The organism is Bacillus sp. AG4(2022), assembly GCF_031844465.1.
GTDB classification, from domain to species: domain Bacteria; phylum Bacillota; class Bacilli; order Bacillales; family Cytobacillaceae; genus Bacillus_AB; species Bacillus_AB infantis.
This window is the reverse complement of the sequence record NZ_JAUZVH010000004.1, coordinates 59,658-79,270: the sequence shown is the minus strand read 5'-3', so window position 1 is coordinate 79,270 and position 19,613 is coordinate 59,658. Positions and strand designations below refer to the sequence as shown.

The following is a 19,613-nucleotide window of genomic DNA, read 5'->3' as shown; positions in this document are numbered from 1 at the left end:
TTTATTAGGATATTCTGCTCAAGTCCCGAGCTGAAGTGAGCAGTGCCTAATGATTTCCTCATAACTCCTTTTAGAATATGCTCCTTGCAAGCAGGATAATTAACCAACCCTTCATCTGCCCCTAATTTGTGGTAAAGTCATCCATATATGATAAAAAAGAAAGGGAATATGATGATAAACAAACAGCTTTATAACTTATACGAAAAATATTATCCAGGCATGCTCTCTTCTCTTGAAGGAAACAATCTCAGCAACCCTCTTCTTCTGAAAATAAACGATGAGGAACAATATCAAAAAGCCGACTTAAAAGTAATGTTCTTGGGCCAGGAAACGAATACATGGGAAGGCAGCCTGGGCTCTAAATCCATAGAGGAGCTGCTGGGGACCTACTCCAGGTTTTTTGGCGAGGGGAAGTGCTTCCGCTATGGAGGGCCTTTTTGGAACACGGTAAAAGATTATACCGGGGATATAAAAGAAGCTTACCCGGACAAGCGTGTTGAGATAGTCTGGAATAATCTTATCAAGCTAGGAAAGGAAAACAGCAAAGGCGCTCCCAAGAAGAGTCTGGTAGCTATTCAAAAGGAAGCATTCCCTGTGATCAGGGAAGAATTGGAGATCCTGAAGCCTGACGTGGTTCTATTTTTCACAGGACCGCGATATGACCAATACCTGAAAGCCGAGTGGCCGAATTTGACCTATCATCCACTCGCTCATGAACCTGCTGGAAAACTAGCAAGGTTAAAGGGAGGATCTTTGCATCCCCAGGCTTTTCGCACCTATCATCCTAATTATCTTTACAGGGCAGGCAAACCGTTTTACAACTCTGTAAAAAAGTCCATCATCAGCAGCATTTCAATTACACCAAAAGTATTTCCTTGAAAAAACAGGTAATTCTCTTCAGACAGGGAATATATTGGTGAAGAATTGAAGCAAGGAGGAATGAAGATGTTTCAGACATTGGATGGTTTTTTAAAGCTATGGAACTATGAAGTACATACAACACAGAAGGTCCTCGACCAGCTGACAGATGAATCCCTGTCCCAGGAGGTCACAGCCCAGAACTGGGCACTGGGAAGGATTGCCTGGCATACGGCAACAGCAATCGGTGTAATGGCCTCTCAAACCGGCCTGGCTTTTGAGGCACCCGCCAAAGACTATCCGGTCCCCCAATCAGCCAAATTCATTTCTGAAATCTACCAAAAAGCGAGCAGCGCTCTCGCTCATGCAGTCAAGGAGCAGTGGACAGATAAAACTCTCAGCGAAGAAAAAGACTTCTTCGGCCAAAGAATGTCAAACGGCCAGCTGTTATTCTTCATCATCCAGCACCAAATTCACCATCGCGGGCAAATGACCATCCTTATGCGCCAGGCCGGGTTAACGGTTCCCGGTGTTTATGGCCCAGCCAAAGAGGAATGGGCCATGATGGGGATGGAAGCTCCGCAGATGTGATGATGAAAAGAACTCTGCTGCTTTTCCCATTCGTTTTGATAATTTTCGCAGCTTCCGCCCAGGCATTAAGCTGGGCCTACCCTTTCGTCGTCTGGGATGGAAATGTTTATGAAGTGACAGATGAAAACGTGCCGGAAAGCCTAATCGGAGAGAATATTGGCGAAGTAGAAACCCGCCCTGATGACATGACGGGAGAATACTACGGGAATGCTTCCAATGAATATCAGATTGGTACAAATTATTTTGAGATAAAGGATCTGCCAACTGACGAGGGCATAGCTGTTGAAATTGCGGACAATGAATGGCGAAAAGCAGCCTTTGCCCATGAGGCTCCTTCTCATTGGATGGATCTGGTTCCTTATGTCCTCCTCACCCTTCTATTGCTGGCAGCTGCCATCGCTATTGCTTTTTACCTTAAGAAACGGAAATAGAACAGGTGCCTTCCCCGCTGATATGCAATACGGGGCCAGGCACCTGTTTTTATTCCTTTTTAGGCAATAATTCGTTCACATTTTTGCCATAAATTCCTCTTAAGATTAGCCTTGTACCCAATTTGGCTAAAGGAGAGAAATGTATGAACTTTTTAAAAAGGTCTTTTTTAAGCGTGAAAGCCAGGAAAGGTAAAAGCCTGCTGCAAATTTTTGTTTTCACGGTCATTTGCGTCCTGGTTCTGGCCGGCCTATCCATTCAGACTGCCGCCAAAAAATCAGGCGATCTTGCCCGGCAGAAGCTTGGCGCCAACGTCACCCTGCAGGTCGATATGGAAAAGATGCGCGAGCAGATGCAGTCCCAGCAGACGAACGGAGAACGCATGCGATTCCAGTCTGCCCCGATTCCTGCAGAAGCAGCAGAAGAACTGACCTCATATGAACAAATCAAAGGCTATAATTTCTATTCTTCTACTACTGCCCTTGCTTCAAGCTTTGAACCAATCACAAATAATGAGTCAGGAACAACAGAAGAAGGCACCACAGAATCAGCTGCTCCGGGCGGCAGGATGGGCGGCGGGATGGCCCAGGGAGACGTCAGCCTTCAGGGAGTAAGCTTTACTGATTCCACTGCGGAATTCATGGACGGCACTGCTTCAATCATCGAGGGTGAACATATTACGGAAGACGACCTGGGAAAAAACGTTGTTCTCATTGAACAGACTCTTGCAGAGGAAAACGGACTGAAGGTGGGCGACTCCATTACAGTGGCCAATCCAAGAGATGATTCGGCCACACTCGAGCTCCAAATCAAAGGTATCTATCAAACAGCTTCCACAGGCTCTGACCAGGGCATGGACTTTACTGCCATGATTCCATATAACAAGCTTTATGTGCCTTATACCAATGCTGCTGCACTTAAAGGCAGCGGCTATGAGGGGACCATTGACAGTGCCACTTACTATATTGATGATCCTGCTGATATGGAAAGCTTTGTCGCACAGGCTAAAAAGGAGAGCAGCATTGATTTTGAAACCTTTAAACTTGATGCAAATGATCAGCTGTACCAGCAGATGGTCGGGCCAATCGAGAACGTAGCAAGCTTTTCAAATAATATTGTTTATCTTGTCTCTATTGCAGGTGCCATCATTTTGGGGCTGATTGTGATGATGTCGATTCGTGAACGCAAATATGAGATGGGCGTCCTTTTGGCAATTGGTGAACGGCGCTGGAAAATGGCCGGCCAGTTCATCGCTGAGATTCTTCTCGTTGCGGCGCTTTCCCTCGGAATTGCTACTCTCAGCGGCAATATCGTGGCCAAAGAAGTGAGCGACCAGCTATTGAATCAGGAATTGCAGTCAGCTGCGGTAACCTCAGAACCTGAATCCTTCCGCGGCGGGGGGATGCGCTTTGGCGGCGGAATGCCGGGTATGCCTGAAGCTCAATCAGAGCAGGCTGAAACCATTCAGGAATTGGACGTAAGCGTCACAGCAGAAGATCTTGCCATGCTTGCAATGATTGGCATTCTGATTGCAGCCCTGTCTGCCCTGCTGCCATCCTTAACGGTTTTGCGTCTTCAGCCTAAAACGATATTGAGCAGACAGGATTAAAGGATGGAGGAGACAAAATGACTTTACTCAAATTTGAAAATATTAGTTATTGGTACAAACAAGAGAATAAAAAGCATATGATCCTTAACAATATCAATGTCAGCTTTGAGAGGGGGGCTTTTTACACAATCATCGGCCCATCCGGTTCAGGAAAAACGACGTTCCTTGCGCTCGCCAGCGCCCTGGATGTTCCCAAAGAGGGAGCGGTAGTATATGAGGGGAAGGATATAAAGAAAATCGGGCTAACGAAATTCCGCAATAAGTATGTATCCATTGTTTTTCAATCTTACAATCTGCTTCCCTATATGACAGGGCTTCAAAACGTGATGACGGCAATGGAAATCACAGGGGCAAGCCATAAGAATAAAAAAGAATTCGCATTGAATATGCTGGAGCGTGTCGGCATCTCCAGCAGGCAGGCACAGCAGAAAGTGCTGACACTAAGCGGCGGCCAGCAGCAGCGTGTCTCGATTGCCCGGGCACTCTGCTGCGAAGCTGATCTGATTGTGGCCGATGAACCGACAGGAAATTTGGATGAAAACACAGCAAACGAAATTGTGAACCTGCTGAAGGACTTGGCTCATAACGAAGGGAAATGTGTGATTGTTGTAACCCATGACCAGAATATTGCTGAGAAATCTGACATTACGATCAAGCTATCAAAGGGGAAGATTACTTTGAACAAAAGAGAATGTGCTGAAACCCTGGTCTGATTGCTGCTGAAAAAATAGGAAAGGTGCCTGGCCCACGCTGCTTTACAGCTCAGAATGGGTCAGGCACCTATATTTATTCTTTCTCCCCCTGCTCTAACACCACTAGCAAATCTCCCTCATTTAGTACAGGCTTTTCGCTGAAGGTGAAAAAAACAAGGCTGCCGTTCTTTCTTTTTACGCATAGCGGAATTCTGTCCGTTTCCGTTTCTTCTTTTTCCCCTGTCTGCTTGCTGTCAATTTCAATTGTCTTCAGTTTATAGCCGATATTGACCATTCTGTTCAGCTCAGTAAAGGTCGCTTCTTCTCCAAACAGCAGATGTGCTTTGAACGCGGTGGAGATTTCCTTATGCTCGGTTTTCCTTTCTGCTGTCGGCAGCGAGAAGGTATGGTTATATCCGAATTCAGGAAGATAGGTTTGGCAAACAAGCGCGTTATAGGCTGCATTCCCTTTCATAGCCAGGAGGAAATTATAAGGGCTTTTGTCGATTTCGAAATCGCTGTGCTCGGAAAGGATCTCCCCCTGATAGGTCGGAATCTCCAGCTTTTTTGCAAGGAAGAGGCGGTCAGCGGACGTGTCTGTGATCAGGGCGGAAACGTTTATCTCCTTCAAATGCTTAGCGAAGGCAATCGCGAAACTGCTCGCCCCCACCATCAGGACGCCTGAAGACTCCGGATTTGCCAATTTCAGCTTCCGGGCAATCGGACCGATGGAAAAGCCATGGGCGCACACCGTAATAAAAACAAGGGCCAAGGTGAGCGGCGTTAGTATCGTTGCATTTGAATAGCCATCTTCTATTAATAAAGCGGCAAAATACCCTGAAACCGTCAAGGCAACGATTCCCCTTGGCGCAATCCAGCTCACGAGTGTTTTTTCCTGCAGTGTCAGCTCTGTTCCGATTGTGGAAAGCCAGATAGACACCGGCCTGATAAGAAACAGCATAGTGATGACAAATAAAATGATCGGCCACGTGAAAACGTCCATAATCGTCTCTCTTGTCAAAGAGGCCGTCAATAATATAAAGACAGTGGACGTCAGCATAACCGAAATGTTCTCCATAAAATGGCCGATGCTTCCGATTGAATGGACATGCTTCTTCGTCCGGGCAAGCGTCAGTCCCATGACTGTTACAGCCAGCATCCCAGTCTCATGCATGATCCCTTCGCCAAGCGTGAAGCAAATCAGGACAAAGCAAAAGATCAGCGGTGATTTCAAGTATTCAGGGAACAATCCTCTGCTCACCAGGAAGCTGACAAGCAGCCCTATTACAAGACCGATTAAAGTCGCCAGGAGGGCCTCGATAAAAAACGGAATGAAATCTTTAAACTGAAAAGGTCCATCCAAGGTAATTTTGATAATTTCATAAGCAAATAAGGCCAGTAAAGGACCAATTGGATCTACAATGATTCCTTCCCACTTCAGAACCGAAGAGACGCGGGCAGACAATTTTGCCTGCCTGAGCAATGGGATGATGACTGTAGGCCCGGTCACTACAAATAATCCGCCGATGATAAAGGAAATTTCAAGATCCAGCCCGGCAATATAGTGGGCTGCTAAAGAACCGCCGATCCAGGCAATGAGTGCTCCAAGTGTTACAATGCGAAAAACAGACTTGGAAATGCCTTTCAGCTCGCGGATATCAAGGCTCGTACTGCCCTCAAATAAGATCAGTGCAACAGCAAGAGAGATAATCGGGCTGTACAGCTCCCCCAGCCCTTCCTGCGGATTGACAAGGCCGAATATCGGGCCAATTAAAAGCCCGGCAACCGTCATGATTACGATGGATGGCCACTGAATCCGCCACGCCAGCCACTGCGAAAACATACCGAGTACAATCACAATAACTATGCTCATTAAAGTAAATTCTGGTTGAATCTCAATCACCTTCTCCAATTGGCATATTTTTCACTTATCACATACCGGAAAGTTTACCAAATTATTGGGCGGTATAGAAATAGATTGGCTTCAGATATTGATCCTTGGCGCTTTTCAAATAGAAAAACATGATGGCCTTTACTTCTAATTGCGGAAGGGTAAAATCCGGAAAGAGGAGGTTTTAATGTGGTATTACAGATAAGTTCAGCAATCATCTGATTTTTTTACAGTGATTTTAATTGCTGGTTCTCCGAAAGAATCTATTATTGGGCTTATACTTGGAGCTGCCGGCCAGCTCGGTGTCTCCATATGTGATATGTCAGCAAAATCATATTAGATATCACTAAAATTTAAGTAAAATGATGTATGGCCCCAATGCTTCAAGCTTTAGAAAAAGTCGGGACCAGGCACCAAATACAGTGTATACTCCGCGCAGATTGCAAAGGGCAAACCCGCTGAATCTCACCTCAGCTATCGTCAGCTCACTTCTTACCTCCCCTCATTCAGGCTTTATAAGATGCCTTCAACAGCAAAATGCCCTATCTGATCGTAGGGCATTCTAAGCTATTTCCGCTTCGCCATTTCTGCTCTATTCGGTGCCAGCGGAGGCTGTTCGAGCCACTTGTTTTTCACCATAATATCAAACCAGTTTTTTGTAACCACCAGGTTTTGCAGAATGGTTGCTTCGTACGTAGTGACCAGGTCGGTTCTCATTGCAGAAGCCAGGCCAGCACCATGGTAATTTTGGGCGGCTTGAAATAAGAATCCCATATGATACATGATTAATTTATCGGAAAAAGGCGATTCCGTTGATACAGTAACTTCTGTTTCCCAGGACTTTGGCACCGGCAGATTATCCGCCTGCATGATCTTAGAAAGAGATTTGATCTGGCCATCGGCAGTCTTCTCAGAACTGGTTAAGAACTTTCTTACCTCTTCTGACTGGGCAATTTGACTGAAAGCAATCGAAAGAGTTTTGGCCATAATGCTCTTTTTGATGTTCAAAGAAATACTGATGACCTCCGGTGCCGAAAGCGTTCTGCCATTGCCGAAAAAACCATCCTTAAAATCCTTGTTTGTGACATACTTAGGCTGTCCTTCTGGATAAAATAACGGGTCCCTTTGGAAAAGTCCTTTCTCAAGCAATAAATCAACAGTTTGATGATACATTTGTTTCCCATCTTCATCACATTCGCCGTAAAATAACCTTAAGTCTTTCCTTACCGAAATGCCTAATGATGTGGTGTGCCCCAGCAGTCCATGTGTAGTCATGATATTTAAATAATTCAGGCAGCATGTGTCTGTAAACAACCTCTGCTTACCTGGGTACAGGTCGGTTTGGTTAAACCCAATAGGAACAGGAAAACCTTCGTTCTCAATAAACGCCTTTAATTTTGCTTTTTGCCGCTCGAATATCATGATCGCTTCATTAAAAATGCTCTTAATCTCTTCATCCTCAATAATGGAATACATATATCTATTCACTATATCAACCGCTGTTCCGTTTATGTACTCTCCCCACAAGGAACCGATCTCAGAAGATGTCAGTTTGAAATTTTCCTTATTCATATCCAATCACCTCGCAAATATTATGTCCTTTTTTTAGAAAGTCATCATAGCGGAGGGGTGAAATTTTTGATAAAAAAATAAAGCAAGACCGATTCAACGGCCTTGCTTTGTCGATTATTTCAGGTATGCCTTTAACGTCTCTTGAAGCGTCCCCTTTGTTTCAGCACCCTTCTCAAAGCGGATACCGGCACGGACCATCTTTTTGACAAGATCCGGCCTCAGCCCGGTAAGAATGGCCTTTGAACCCATCATGCCCACTCCTGCCAGGACCTTTTCAAAATCATCCATCACATCTTTTTCCATCATGGCAATGCCTGACAGATCAATAACAAGTGTCTGGATCCTTGTAGCTGCAATTTCATTTAGAACCTTCTCTTCTATTATTTCAACTCTGTACGTATCCATCGATCCAATCAGAGGCAGGACAGAAACCGTTTCACTGACCGGTATAATAGGTACAGATAAATGTTCAACCGTTTCCCTCTGTTTAAGAAGCATTGTATCTTTATATTTTGAGTAGCTTAAGAAGAAATTGTTAAGAAACTGGTCAATCTGGTCATTCACCGCTTTTTCCAACTCAAAAAAATCTGAAGCTGGAATCTTCTCATCTCTTTCCTCATTAAGGCTGCCGATAATGTGCCAAGTTGTTCTTCTTATGGCCTGGACCCATTCCAGTTTCAAAGAAAGAGTTAAAGAATGCCCTGCCCAGGCAACCCCTTCTTCCTGAGCAAATGCGATAAGGTCGCTTTCATTGTGGTCAACAATAAAGTAAATTAACTTCCTCGCATTTTTTAGAAGGTCAATATTCCCCTTATTTAAAATCTCATTGATCTTCCCAGAAACATTCACTGCTTCAGACAGCAATTTGTTTTCAAACTCTTCCCCGTGGTTGTTAATAAATTGCACTAACTCATCCTTCAAGATTCGTTTGATACTCATTACTACATCCCCCTACTATGTGCTATATGAATAAAAAACATTTACTTATACCCGGATATTATAACAGTTAAACCAGTTTTTATAGGTTTTTTGAAGCGGAGGGTCGGGTCCCTTGCATCAGGGTGGCCAGATGATCTTTTCCCCCGGCCTACCCTCAGCCTATCTTTGCGAGTTTTTGGATATATTTGCGAGTTTTTTTATATATTTGCGACTCTCCCTTTTGGAGGGTCAGATAGAACCCCTAGCTTACTCTGAGCGGCTCTTCTCTGCCACCCGGCAGCATCTTCCCCTCAGCAGGCTCTTTTTTCAGCGCAATAAATAAAATCATCCCAATAATACAGGCCGTACCCGCCCACTGAAAGACACCAAAAGGCTCCTTCAGCCAAAATACGGTTGTCAGAACAGCCGCAAGCGGCTCGACGCTGCCCAAAAGGCTGGTTTCCTTCGGATGCAGGATTTGCAGGCTTTCTATATAAAACCAAAATGCAATCATCGTCCCAAAAAGGACCACAAAGGCTAAATACACATAAGCTTCACCCGTTAAGCTCTGACTGTCCATTCGCCAGGGAGGATGGACAAAGCTCAGCGCGAGCCCGCCAATCACCATTGCCCATCCGACAATGACAAGGGAATCGTATTCCTTAAGCAGCGGCACAGCATACAGCGTATAAAAGGCCAAAGCCGCCCCGGACAAAACTCCCCATACGACCGCTGGCACCGGCACAGATAAATGCGAGATGGAGCCGTTCGTCAGCAAGAAGAAGCTTCCGAACAAAGCCAAAGCGATGGTCAGCAAATCTCCCCGCGTCAGCACCGTTTGTTTGCGGAGGACCAGGTATAAGATGATCATCACAGGGGCCAAATACTGCAGAAGCGTTGCCACCGCAGCATTTCCATGCTCAATCGATGCCATATAGGTGTATTGGACAGCAAGCATTCCGAGCAGACCAAAAATAATCAAACGAAGAGCCGAACTCTTCTTTTTCCACACACCAAGGATCTGGGCACGATCTTTTGCAAAGTATTGGACGGCTAAAAGCAAAACCCCTGCAATGAGCAGCCGGACGGTCACCAGCCAATCCACATCAATCTGAAAATCCTGAAAAAGCTTCTTGGCCGCTGTACCGCCAATTCCCCAAAACATCGCGCCCGTCATAACAAGAAGTATTCCCTTACGCCTGTCCATGCTTGATTCTCCACCTTTCAAAGGCCATGGGGACAGGTCCTCTGGCCCAAAATGGGCCAAGGGACCTGTCCCCCCGGCCCAACTCCGTCTTAATAACCCAGCCTATAAACAATCTCCCCATCAATCACCCGGCCGTCAGCCTCAAATCCAAGCTTTTCATACATTTCCTTCGCCCGGTCGTTCTCCGGCTCAAAGCTTAAATAGATCACTTGGTGGTCCTTGTCCTCCTTAATCAGCTCAATCAGCTTCTCCATCGCCGCTTTCCCATAGCCTTTGGACTGATATTTGGCGTCAATCATCAATCGGTAGATCCAATATTCCTTATCGTCAAAATCCATGCAGTACATCGTAAATCCTACCAGCTTTTCCTCATGGTAGATTGCCAGGCAGTTGCACTCTGGAAATGCCTTCGCCTGTGCCAGCGAGAACAGATTCGTTGCGACAAATGACTTTTGCTCTTCAGCTACCTTTAAATCAATCACATCAAAAAAATTATGTCTGTCTACTTCTTTTAAAAAAATCATCATATCTCCCTGCATTTATGTATTTTGCTTTGTTCCGCTGACAAACTCTTGTATGACCCGCTTATGCTCATCCTCCCGCTCCGTAAAATCCCCGTTTGTATATTCATCTATCACACACCGCCAAAACCCTTGGGCGGGCTTGTTTTTCTCGATCTGGAAAATCTCCCACCTGCCTTTATGCAGCCCAAAGATATCCTTCGCCACCTGCTTCCCAAGGCCTTCCCGGCGGTATTTTTTTAAAATAAAAAACTCGTTGATGGAAAGAGCCTGGCTGTCTTCTGTCACCAGCACAAAACCGGCATAGCGCTCATCCAGCTTAATTATATAGGGGAAATGGCCCTCTTCCGTCCAATAGCCGCTCAGCGGATACTCGCTGAATCTTCCATTCTCTTCGACATATGCATCGATAAACTCGGAAAAGTCATAAATATAAAACTGCAATAAATTCTGGAGCGCTTCCTCATGCTCCGCTCCTGCTTTGATGATTTCGTATTCCATCCCTTTGCACTCCTCTGGCCGGCATCTTCTGTATATTCACCGCGATATGCTGGAAATCCTGCTATACAAAAAAAGACAGCCGGGCGGTATGCTACCTAGTTGTCTTTAGAGGGCGCATCTGCGCATATATTCAGCTCCAGGCGCTCATGCCGCCTTTTACATTCGTAATATGTTTAAAGCCTGCCTTTTTCAGCAGTTTGCCTGCTTTATTGCTTCTCATCCCGCTCTGGCAGATCACGACCACTTCTTTATCTTTGTCCAGCATGTTTGATTTGCCATGAAGCTCATGCAGAGGGATGTTTTTAAATTCCTTGATATGATTGGTTTGAAATTCCCTGTTGGTGCGGACATCGATAAATTGTTTCTTTTTATCCTTTAACTCGCCCTTTAGTTCAGCGGTTGTAATCTGCCTTATTCCCTTTGCCGGCAGCATCCGCTGCAGCAGTAAGAATACTAATAGCCCGATCAGCAGATAGTTTAGATATTCCATCAAGGCTTCCTCCTCAGTGAATCACAGTTCATATCTACAGCTTTGTTATTATAATCCCTGATATCGACTGCGGTCAGGCCAGGATCATTGCCGGATTCGGTGCAAGGGACATGGGGAACAGGGACATAGCGCTTATAAAGGCTCGCTGCTAAACCGACGAATATTACCATCATGACTGAAATAAGCATACGCACCACCCTATATTTATGTTATGGTTCAATAATATACCCCTACGGGTATAAAGTCAAGCGTGGTAAATCCAAAATCCCGGATAGAATAAAAGAAGTTTTCCCAACAAAAAAAGGGCCATTACAGCCCTTTCAATTAGGTAATCACCAATCCATAAACTTGTAAATCTCCTTACCTTACAGCACACCGGTTCGGCCCTGTTTCCATTTCGCCCTGCTCATCCACTTCCGGCCGCATTTTTCCCATATTGGTTTTCCTGATTTTTTCATAAGAGTTTGGCTGCGGAGGAAGATTCTCTGTTACTGCTTTCCGGAAGCTTTCTTTACTTTCGATGTTGAGGCCATGATTCCGGCTATATAAATCCCCTAATTTTGCTGACACGCTGCCGTCTTCGTGCATTTCTTCAATCGACATATAGTGGGCAGGGAGCACAACTGCATCATCATGGATCTCCTTGTAGCGGGAGTACAGGGTCTCTCTCAAATCATCGGCCCATCCCCCTGCTTTTCCAGCCAGATCCGGACGGCCGATCGAATCAATGAACAGAATATCGCCTGTTAAAAGATAGTCTCCATCGACAAGCAGGGATGTGCTGCCGATCGTGTGGCCTGGTGAATACACTGCCTTGATTGAAACATTGCCGATTGAAATATCATCCCCATCCTGAAGTTCCTTATAGGAAAACTCCACCTCCTCCGCATCCTTCGGCGGGAGATAATAGTCCGCGCCTGCCTCCTCGGCAAGCCTTCTTCCCCCTGAAATATGGTCCGCATGAAGATGGGTATCAATAAGAGACTTAAGCATGACACTGCTTTCATGTTCCCGGATAAAATCCTGGTATTGTTCAATCATACGGTTGGCATCTACAATCGCCCCTTCTCCATTCGAAACAACCAAATATGAAAGACAGCCTTTGCCAATCCGGACAAACTGATAGATCGAACCTCCGCTTTTCAGATCAGCGATCTTGATCGGTTCTAAATGCTCACTCCATGCTTTCATACCGCCCTCAATGGAATAAACATCCGTGAATCCCGCTTTAACGAATTCCTCGGCCTCCTTTTTAGAGGAATTTCCTTTTGCACAAACAACATAGATTTCCTTATTTTTTGGAAGCTTGTCCAGAATAGGTTCGATCCCCTCTTCTGTCACCTTCTTATAAGGGGCATTCAATACTTCTATATTCTTCCCCTCGATCTTCCAGTCATCAAAAGCATCTGTACTCCTGGCATCCACGATGAAAAGTTCTTCTCCACTGATCACTTTTTCTGCAAGTTTTTTTACTGAAATTGTTTTTACAGACATATGCAGATCTCCTTTCAGGCAAAAATTCTTCATGCCCTTACTCGTTCTTATACGCTTTTGTCCAGGCAGCCGATCAGGCGCTGTTCAATGTCTTCCGCCATTTCCTGCAGCGGCTTTTGGTCCAGCATGCTGATGAGGGATGTCGGCCGGGGCAGGCCGATTTTCGTTTGGCCTTCTTCTTTATACACAACAATTTTGCAGGGCAGGAAGTATCCTGCAAGTTTAGTTTCCTTCAGTACCCGCTCTGCTTCTTTCGGATTGCAAACCTCAAGGACGATGAACTCTTCATCCAGATGGCATCCTTTTTCCTCGAGCTTTTCCTTGATATCAAATGTCCATAGAACTCCAAATTTCTCCTCTTTCAGATTGTTCTCCAATGCAGTGAACGCTTCCTGTATGGATTTGCGGGTGGTGACGGTGTAATGAAAATTCATCGGACTTCATTCCTTTCTTTTAATAAAACTTTAGATTGGCTTGTATTTGCCTATGCTAGAATACTAGTAGGGGTATTAAACTATGCCCTTATTCGGCCCGGCAGTAAACTTCTTATTTTTTTCCGGGACAAAAGGACCCTTTTAACGAAAACTTAACAGAGAGCATGGATACTGTAAGAAAGGAGTGAAAGAGTATGGCTGATATTGGTATATGGTTCGCTTTGACTGCGGGGATATTATCGTTTTTTTCTCCCTGTGTGTTTCCGCTTCTGCCCGCTTATGTCACACATTTGACTGGCGGGACAATTGAGAATGCGAAACTGCAGGTCGAGCGCAGCAAGCTTTTCGTCCGATCTTCCGGATTTATTATTGGCTTCAGCCTGATATTTATTACATTGGGGGCGTCTGCCAGCCTGCTGGGACAGGTGCTGGCTGATTACCGGATTTATGTCATGCAGGCGGCCGGCCTTCTGATCATCATTTTTGGATTGCAGATGGCGGGAATAATAAACCTCAAGCTGCTGATGAAGGAGAAGAAAGTGCAGTCGGACCGAAAGCCAAAAGGGCTCTTCAGTTCTATCTTATTGGGAATGGCCTTTGCCAGCGGATGGTCCCCTTGTGTCGGACTCGCCCTATCATCGATCCTGCTTCTGGCAAGTTCCCATGATACGCTCATCCAGGGGGTCTACCTGCTGACCGCGTACTCTATAGGAATGGCAGTACCTTTCCTGCTCATTTCCATCCTCGTTTCTTATTCACTGAAAAGCATCAGAAAGATCAACAAGCATTTATCAAAGCTGGCCGTCATTAATGGCGTCATCATGATCGCTCTCGGGCTGTTCATTTTAACAGGGCAGATGCAAAAAATCAGTGCCTGGCTTTCCGCCTACAGTTTATTTGAATTCTAGAAATGGGGTAGCACATGGATAACAGCTATTTAATCGGCAAAACCGTACTGGTTGTAGAAGATGATCCGAAAATCCGGAATCTGGTGAAAATCTATCTGGCCAAAGAAGGCTATGAAGTACTGGAAGCAGAAACCGGGGCAGAGGCGAAGGACAAGATTCTGCAATATGACCCCTGTCTACTGATTCTCGACCTCATGCTGCCCCTGGTGAGCGGGGAAGAGCTTTGCAGATGGGTAAGGGCCGACCAGAAAAGCATGGTCCCGATCATCATGCTGACGGCAAAAGCATCCGAGAAACAGCGGATAGCAGGTTTCAAGCTTGGGGCGGATGACTATGTGGTAAAACCGTTCAGCCCGGCAGAGCTGATGGTCAGGATTGAGGCGGTGCTGCGCCGGACAGCAAGCCGGTGCGGAAAGCTTAGCTTCGCCGGCCTGACCATCAAGCCTGTAAAAGGAGAAGCCCGCTTTAACGGCGTACCGCTTGAACTGACCAATTTTGAATTCAAATTGCTTCATATGTTCATGAAGCATCCTGAACAAATCCTTTCCCGTGAGCAAATCCTGAACTTCATCTATGAACATCAGGAAAAAGCGGTAACCGAAAGGACAATCGATGTCCACATCAAGCATCTGCGCGAAAAAATCAAAGAGAAGACACCGAACGAATATATCCACACAGTCAGGGGGATGGGATACAAATTTGAAGCATATTAAAAAATACGCCCAGCTCCTGATGTCCAAGCTGATTGCCGTCAACAGCCTTGTCATCGTCATCGTCATCCTGATCGCCGGCCTGTCCGTGAACAATTATGCCTGCTATCTGGTCAATGAGAAGGAAATGGAAGGCCAGGAATTCGTCCGGACATTGGGGAGGTTTCTCATTGCTGCCAGCATCATCGCTTTCCTACTTGCAGGCTTTGTCCACTATCTGTCTGTCAGAAGGATCCTCCGGCCCATCCAATCTATTTCAGAGGCTGCTGTCGAGATTAATGCCGGGCAGTTTCCTGATAAAATTACCCCCCTTCCATCAGGAGAAGTCGGCCAGCTTGTGAGCAATTTCAACATGATGGCAGAATCCCTGAAATCTGCCCAGCAGCAGCGTGATACCATGCTCAGGGACATTTCCCATGAACTCCGGACCCCCCTGACAAATATCAACGGATACCTGGAAGCACTGCAGGGCCGGGTTATCGAAGGGAATCCGGAATTATTCGGCTCCCTTCTGGAAGAATCGCTCCGCATTACCCGGATAGTCGAACTGATCACCGAACTGGATAGGTGGGAACGGGGCAATGTCTTCCTGGAAAAATCTTTTGAACCAGTCAGGCTTGATGAGATTCTGTCAGAAACCATTTCCGCCTTCAAGCTGAAATTGGATGACCGGTTCCATGAAGTCCACATACATCTGACCCCTTTTGCAATGGATGGCCACAGGGACGGGCTGAAGCAAGTGTTTACCAATATGCTTCAGAATATTGTTGACTATGATACAGGCCACTTGCTTGCGATTGAATCAGAAAGGGTGCAAAACCGCTGTATGATTCGGTTTATCCATCAAGGCGAGTTCATTGATCCCGGCGAAAAAGAGCTGATTTTTCAAAGATTCTACAGACTGGAGTCCTCGCGCACGAAGAAAGCCGAAGGGGCAGGGCTTGGGCTGTCTATCAGCCGGAAAATTGCAGAGGCGCATGGAGGGGAGATTGGATTGGAGACAGACGGCACCCATCATACCTTCTGGATTGCCTTTCCTGCCGGAGAACATGACTCACGCTATAGAATCGGGTGAGAGATTTGTCTTACGTTAATATCGGCAGCTTCAGCATGCAGGTGGAATGGCTTTCTGTTGCTGTGGCGCTTATCACAGCATCATTGCTTTTTCGGCTGATCAGGAAAAAGAAAACCGGGGATTGGCATTGGAACGCTTTTTTTGCTTATATCGTTGTCTGGAAAGGAAGCTATATCTTCTTCCATTTTGGACTGTTCCTCCAGAATCCCCTTTCTGTCCTATTCTTTAGCGGAGGAATCAAAGGACATACTTTAGGCATCATTACAGTGATTATCTATCTTTTTTTACAGCTCAAAAAGAACAGCCTGTTTCCTGATTTGCCAATCTTATTCAGTCTGTTCTTTTTTATATATGAAGCATTCATGAGCTATTTGGAGGGCGACCCTGTCCATTTATTAGCCCAGATTTTGTTTACCTTAAGCTTCATCATCTATCTGCAGCTCCGGAAACCAGAAGGATACAAAGAGTCCAAACAGGTATTTCTCCTGTTTCAAATGATGCAGGTCCTGATCATCAGCATTTTCGGCACCATCATTTCTGTGGACCTGTACAGCTTTGCAGGGATCGCACTTTTTATTCTTTTTTCATATAAGAGGGAGGTTTGCCGCAATTGAAGAAAAATATAATAGCTGCCAGCATCATGGCCATAGCGATTGCCATTGTGCTTGTGAACGTATGGAAGTCCAGCCCGCCTGAAGAGCCGGTCCAAACCAGCACAGAAGAAGAAGAAAGCCCGCCAGCATCATCGGCCCCTGAAGAAGGGGCGGTTCCGCCTGACTTTGAACTGACGACGCTTGCAGGAGAGACCGTCCGGCTTTCCGATTATAAAGGCCAAAAGGTCATATTGAATTTCTGGGCAACCTGGTGCCCGCCATGCAAAGCCGAAATGCCGCATATGCAGAAATTCTACGAAGAAAACAAAGACAAGGACGTTGAAATCCTTGCCGTCAATTTGACCAATGCGGATAACGGCACAAAGGCCATTGAAAGCTTTGTCCAGGAATATGGGCTCACCTTCCCCATTCCCCTTGACCAGGATGGACAGCTCGGCGTGCAGTACCAGGTATTCTCAATCCCTACCAGCTATATCATTGACACCAATGGGGTTGTCAGCAAAAAAATCATCGGGCCGATGGACGAAGAAATGATAAAGAATCTGGTGAAATGAAGCCAGGGGGACAGGTCCCTTGGCCCAAACGGGCCAAGGGACCTGTCCCCCCGGCTCTTTTACACTTTCAATGTCCGCTTCAAAAATTCCCTGGTCCGCTCCTGATCAGGGTTATTGAAGATCTGTTCAGGACTTCCTTCTTCCGCAATGACTCCTTTGTCCATAAAGACGACGCGGTCGGATACTTCTTTAGCGAATTCCATTTCATGGGTGACGATCAGCATCGTTTGACCGGAACCGGCCAGTTCCTTCATGACTTTCAGGACTTCTCCCACCATCTCCGGGTCAAGGGCCGATGTCGGCTCATCGAACAGCATCACATCAGGCTCCATGGACAGTGCCCGCGCAATGGCGACACGCTGCTTTTGCCCGCCTGACAGCTGCCTTGGCTTGGCATTGACATATTGATCCATGCCCACCACTTTCAAATATTTCATGGCGACTTTTTCCGCTTCTTCCTTAGAGCGTTTCAGCACCTTGACCTGGCCAACCACACAATTATTCAGGACATTATGATTATTGAAGAGGTTGAATTGCTGGAACACCATCCCTAAGTTCTGGCGGTAAGCAAAAATATCATGCTTATCGTCGAGGATGTTCTCGCCATTATAGATAATCTGGCCGCCGCTTGGCTTCTCCAGCAGGTTAATGCAGCGAAGGAGGGTCGATTTCCCGGATCCCGAGGAGCCGATAATCGTGACCACCTCTCCTTTTCTGACTGAAAAATCAATGTCCTTCAATACCAGATTTGTGCCGAAGGATTTGCTTAAGTGCTGAACTTCAATGACTTTTTCCATAGCCGCTCCCCCTTCCCTTACAGATTATTTTCACCTTTGCCCAGCAAATCGAAATTGTCAGGACCGTCTAATTTCCGTTCAAAATAACGCAGGATTCTTGTAACAATGAATGTCATGACAAAATAAATCACGCATGCCACAAAGAATGACTCAAAGTATCTAAAATTATTCCCTGCTACTGATTTGGTCATAAAGTATAGTTCCGATACTGATATAACATTAAGGACAGATGTGTCTTTGATATTGATGACAAAGTGGTTGCCTGTTGCCGGCAAGATATTGCGGATGACCTGCGGGAGCACGACATTCCACATCGTCTGATAATGATTCATCCCGATGGCCTGGGCTGCTTCAAACTGCCCTTTATCAACGGAAACAATTCCTCCTCGGACGATTTCAGCCATATAGGCCCCTGTATTGATGGATACAACAATGATGGCCGCTGCAAGTACATTGATATCAACGCCAAATGCCAAAGCGGAACCATAATAAATGACCATCGCCTGGACAATCATCGGTGTGCCGCGGAAAAATTCAATATATACCGAAAGGATGAAATTGATCACCTTCAGCATGATTTTTTTTGGTCCGCGCTCTGGTGCAGGGATGGTCCGGACCACTCCTGCCAATAAGCCGATGCCGGCGCCGATGATAGTTCCGATCAAAGAAATGAGCAGTGTGATCCCAGCTCCCCTAAGGAACATCGGCCAGTTTTCCGAGATGATTCTAACGATCCAATCGAAGCTCATCTTTCTCCCCCTCTGTATTCATCATAAAACCGACTGTAAGCGTACAGCCGGTTCTATGTCTGTCTTATTGTGCTGCTGGTTGGTTCTGGATGGCTTCATCCATGATATTGGTGCGATCTTCTTCTGAAATGCCTTTTAAGATCTCGTTGATTTTCTCTGTCAGTTTACTGCCCTTTTCAAGCCCGACAGCGATTGCTGTATCATCTTCGGAAGTTTCGAATCCTTCCTCAAAATCAACCATCGCAAAATTGTCATTGGCAGCAGAAGCACTGACTGCTTCAGGACGCTCAGACACGTATCCATCAATGATTCCGGATTCCAATGCAACCCTCATCGCAGGGAAATTGTCCATCGCTGTTTCTTTGGATACACCGTCAATCTGGTCGATCACGGAATAGTGGAATGTATTCAATTGAGCTGTGACTTTGGCTCCGTTAAAGTCATTGAGGCTCGTGGCGTTTTCGTATTTTCCGCCTTTTTTCACAACCATAACCAGCTGGGAGTTATAGTAATTGTCTGAGAAGTCAATCGTCTCTTTGCGTTCTGCCGTTGGCGACATACCCGCAATGATGGCATCGATCTTGCCTGAAGTCAGCGCCGGCACAAGACCGTCCCATTCTGTCTTCACGATTTCTAATTCCTTGCCAAGCCCGTCAGCGATTTTCTTGGCAATTTCAACATCATACCCCCCCGCATATTCTGCAGAGCCTTTAATTTTCACACCGCCATTGGAATCATCTTTCTGCGTCCAGTTGAACGGAGCATAGCCTGCCTCCAGGCCGACTTTGAACGTATCACTTTCTGATGAACCTGAATCTGAACCTGAACTGGTGCTTGATCCGCAGCCGGCCAGCAAAAGGACTGCCGAAAGCATACTAACTAAAAATAATGAAGCTTTTTTCATGTTTTCTCCCCCTATATTTGTATGATGAGAACAAAATAAAAACGACCTAAGATTAACTTAGGTCGTTATATACATATGCCCATAAGTCCTCTTTT

At 45.9% G+C, this 19,613-nt stretch carries 23 protein-coding genes; 10 read left to right on the top strand and 13 right to left on the bottom strand.

Annotated features, from left to right (window positions below; translation table 11 throughout):
* Positions 1 to 168 precede the first annotated feature (168 nt).
* The 5 genes from Q9R36_RS11955 (at position 169) to Q9R36_RS11935 (ending at position 4,200) form a co-directional block, all read left to right on the top strand.
* The gene (locus tag Q9R36_RS11955; protein WP_129613098.1) at positions 169 to 879 is read left to right on the top strand and encodes a uracil-DNA glycosylase family protein; all 711 of its coding nucleotides are present in this window, start codon (positions 169 to 171) and stop codon (positions 877 to 879) included.
* A gap of 66 nt (positions 880 to 945) precedes the next feature.
* Positions 946 to 1,449 (top strand): DinB family protein, encoded by a 504-nt coding sequence (locus Q9R36_RS11950; protein ID WP_311225177.1) that lies wholly within the window; start codon positions 946 to 948, stop codon positions 1,447 to 1,449.
* Positions 1,449 to 1,880, top strand: a complete 432-nt coding sequence (locus Q9R36_RS11945; protein ID WP_311225176.1) for a hypothetical protein — start codon at positions 1,449 to 1,451, stop codon at positions 1,878 to 1,880. Before Q9R36_RS11950 ends, Q9R36_RS11945 begins: the two co-directional genes overlap by 1 nt.
* Before the next feature lie 143 nt (positions 1,881 to 2,023).
* Positions 2,024 to 3,487 (top strand): ABC transporter permease, encoded by a 1,464-nt coding sequence (locus tag Q9R36_RS11940; RefSeq protein ID WP_101548552.1) that lies wholly within the window; start codon positions 2,024 to 2,026, stop codon positions 3,485 to 3,487.
* 17 nt (positions 3,488 to 3,504) lie between these two features.
* Positions 3,505 to 4,200 (top strand): ABC transporter ATP-binding protein, encoded by a 696-nt coding sequence (locus Q9R36_RS11935; RefSeq protein ID WP_094767823.1) that lies wholly within the window; start codon positions 3,505 to 3,507, stop codon positions 4,198 to 4,200.
* Between the two features lie 73 nt (positions 4,201 to 4,273).
* Here the strand turns inward: Q9R36_RS11935 and Q9R36_RS11930 are convergent, their stop codons facing one another.
* From Q9R36_RS11930 to Q9R36_RS11885, 10 genes are all read right to left on the bottom strand, one after another.
* Positions 4,274 to 6,052, bottom strand: coding sequence for a cation:proton antiporter (locus Q9R36_RS11930; protein WP_311225175.1), 1,779 nt, complete (start codon positions 6,050 to 6,052; stop codon positions 4,274 to 4,276).
* 585 nt (positions 6,053 to 6,637) lie between these two features.
* On the bottom strand, positions 6,638 to 7,642 hold the full coding sequence (locus tag Q9R36_RS11925; protein WP_311225174.1) for a DUF3231 family protein: 1,005 nt from the start codon (positions 7,640 to 7,642) through the stop codon (positions 6,638 to 6,640).
* 114 nt (positions 7,643 to 7,756) lie between these two features.
* Positions 7,757 to 8,581, bottom strand: coding sequence for an STAS domain-containing protein (locus tag Q9R36_RS11920; RefSeq protein ID WP_180827270.1), 825 nt, complete (start codon positions 8,579 to 8,581; stop codon positions 7,757 to 7,759).
* A gap of 241 nt (positions 8,582 to 8,822) precedes the next feature.
* Complete coding sequence (locus tag Q9R36_RS11915) at positions 8,823 to 9,767, bottom strand: DMT family transporter (RefSeq protein WP_224948560.1); 945 nt, start codon at positions 9,765 to 9,767, stop codon at positions 8,823 to 8,825.
* Positions 9,768 to 9,856: 89 nt separating this feature from the next.
* The gene (locus Q9R36_RS11910; RefSeq protein WP_232217706.1) at positions 9,857 to 10,294 is read right to left on the bottom strand and encodes a GNAT family N-acetyltransferase; all 438 of its coding nucleotides are present in this window, start codon (positions 10,292 to 10,294) and stop codon (positions 9,857 to 9,859) included.
* 12 nt (positions 10,295 to 10,306) lie between these two features.
* Positions 10,307 to 10,789, bottom strand: coding sequence for a GNAT family N-acetyltransferase (locus tag Q9R36_RS11905; RefSeq protein WP_009794660.1), 483 nt, complete (start codon positions 10,787 to 10,789; stop codon positions 10,307 to 10,309).
* Positions 10,790 to 10,919: 130 nt separating this feature from the next.
* Positions 10,920 to 11,279, bottom strand: coding sequence for a rhodanese-like domain-containing protein (locus Q9R36_RS11900; RefSeq protein ID WP_311225173.1), 360 nt, complete (start codon positions 11,277 to 11,279; stop codon positions 10,920 to 10,922).
* Positions 11,279 to 11,467 (bottom strand): hypothetical protein, encoded by a 189-nt coding sequence (locus Q9R36_RS11895; protein ID WP_311225172.1) that lies wholly within the window; start codon positions 11,465 to 11,467, stop codon positions 11,279 to 11,281. The genes Q9R36_RS11900 and Q9R36_RS11895 overlap by 1 nt, the downstream gene beginning before the upstream one ends.
* A 172-nt stretch (positions 11,468 to 11,639) precedes the next feature.
* Entirely contained in the window at positions 11,640 to 12,773 is a 1,134-nt protein-coding gene (locus Q9R36_RS11890; RefSeq protein ID WP_311225171.1) for an MBL fold metallo-hydrolase, read from the bottom strand.
* A gap of 47 nt (positions 12,774 to 12,820) precedes the next feature.
* Entirely contained in the window at positions 12,821 to 13,207 is a 387-nt protein-coding gene (locus Q9R36_RS11885; protein ID WP_101548540.1) for a DUF302 domain-containing protein, read from the bottom strand.
* A 194-nt stretch (positions 13,208 to 13,401) separates the two neighbouring features.
* Here Q9R36_RS11885 and Q9R36_RS11880 point away from each other — a divergent pair, with 194 nt between their 5' ends.
* From Q9R36_RS11880 to Q9R36_RS11860, 5 genes are read left to right on the top strand one after another with little or no spacing between them, the layout of a single operon-like run.
* A complete protein-coding gene (locus tag Q9R36_RS11880; RefSeq protein ID WP_129613089.1) occupies positions 13,402 to 14,115 on the top strand; it encodes a cytochrome c biogenesis CcdA family protein in 714 nt (237 codons plus the stop codon).
* 14 nt (positions 14,116 to 14,129) lie between these two features.
* Entirely contained in the window at positions 14,130 to 14,828 is a 699-nt protein-coding gene (locus Q9R36_RS11875; RefSeq protein ID WP_253618967.1) for a response regulator transcription factor, read from the top strand.
* Complete coding sequence (locus tag Q9R36_RS11870; protein ID WP_311225170.1) at positions 14,815 to 15,900, top strand: sensor histidine kinase; 1,086 nt, start codon at positions 14,815 to 14,817, stop codon at positions 15,898 to 15,900. Before Q9R36_RS11875 ends, Q9R36_RS11870 begins: the two co-directional genes overlap by 14 nt.
* A gap of 5 nt (positions 15,901 to 15,905) precedes the next feature.
* Positions 15,906 to 16,514, top strand: a complete 609-nt coding sequence (locus tag Q9R36_RS11865; RefSeq protein ID WP_311225169.1) for a hypothetical protein — start codon at positions 15,906 to 15,908, stop codon at positions 16,512 to 16,514.
* A complete protein-coding gene (locus Q9R36_RS11860; RefSeq protein ID WP_311225168.1) occupies positions 16,511 to 17,068 on the top strand; it encodes a peroxiredoxin family protein in 558 nt (185 codons plus the stop codon). Before Q9R36_RS11865 ends, Q9R36_RS11860 begins: the two co-directional genes overlap by 4 nt.
* Positions 17,069 to 17,127: 59 nt before the next feature.
* Here the strand turns inward: Q9R36_RS11860 and Q9R36_RS11855 are convergent, their stop codons facing one another.
* The 3 genes from Q9R36_RS11855 to Q9R36_RS11845 form a co-directional block, all read right to left on the bottom strand.
* On the bottom strand, positions 17,128 to 17,865 hold the full coding sequence (locus Q9R36_RS11855; RefSeq protein ID WP_009794661.1) for an amino acid ABC transporter ATP-binding protein: 738 nt from the start codon (positions 17,863 to 17,865) through the stop codon (positions 17,128 to 17,130).
* A 17-nt stretch (positions 17,866 to 17,882) separates the two neighbouring features.
* Positions 17,883 to 18,614 (bottom strand): amino acid ABC transporter permease, encoded by a 732-nt coding sequence (locus Q9R36_RS11850; RefSeq protein ID WP_311225167.1) that lies wholly within the window; start codon positions 18,612 to 18,614, stop codon positions 17,883 to 17,885.
* A 64-nt stretch (positions 18,615 to 18,678) separates the two neighbouring features.
* Complete coding sequence (locus tag Q9R36_RS11845) at positions 18,679 to 19,518, bottom strand: transporter substrate-binding domain-containing protein (RefSeq protein ID WP_257992985.1); 840 nt, start codon at positions 19,516 to 19,518, stop codon at positions 18,679 to 18,681.
* Positions 19,519 to 19,613 lie beyond the last annotated feature (95 nt).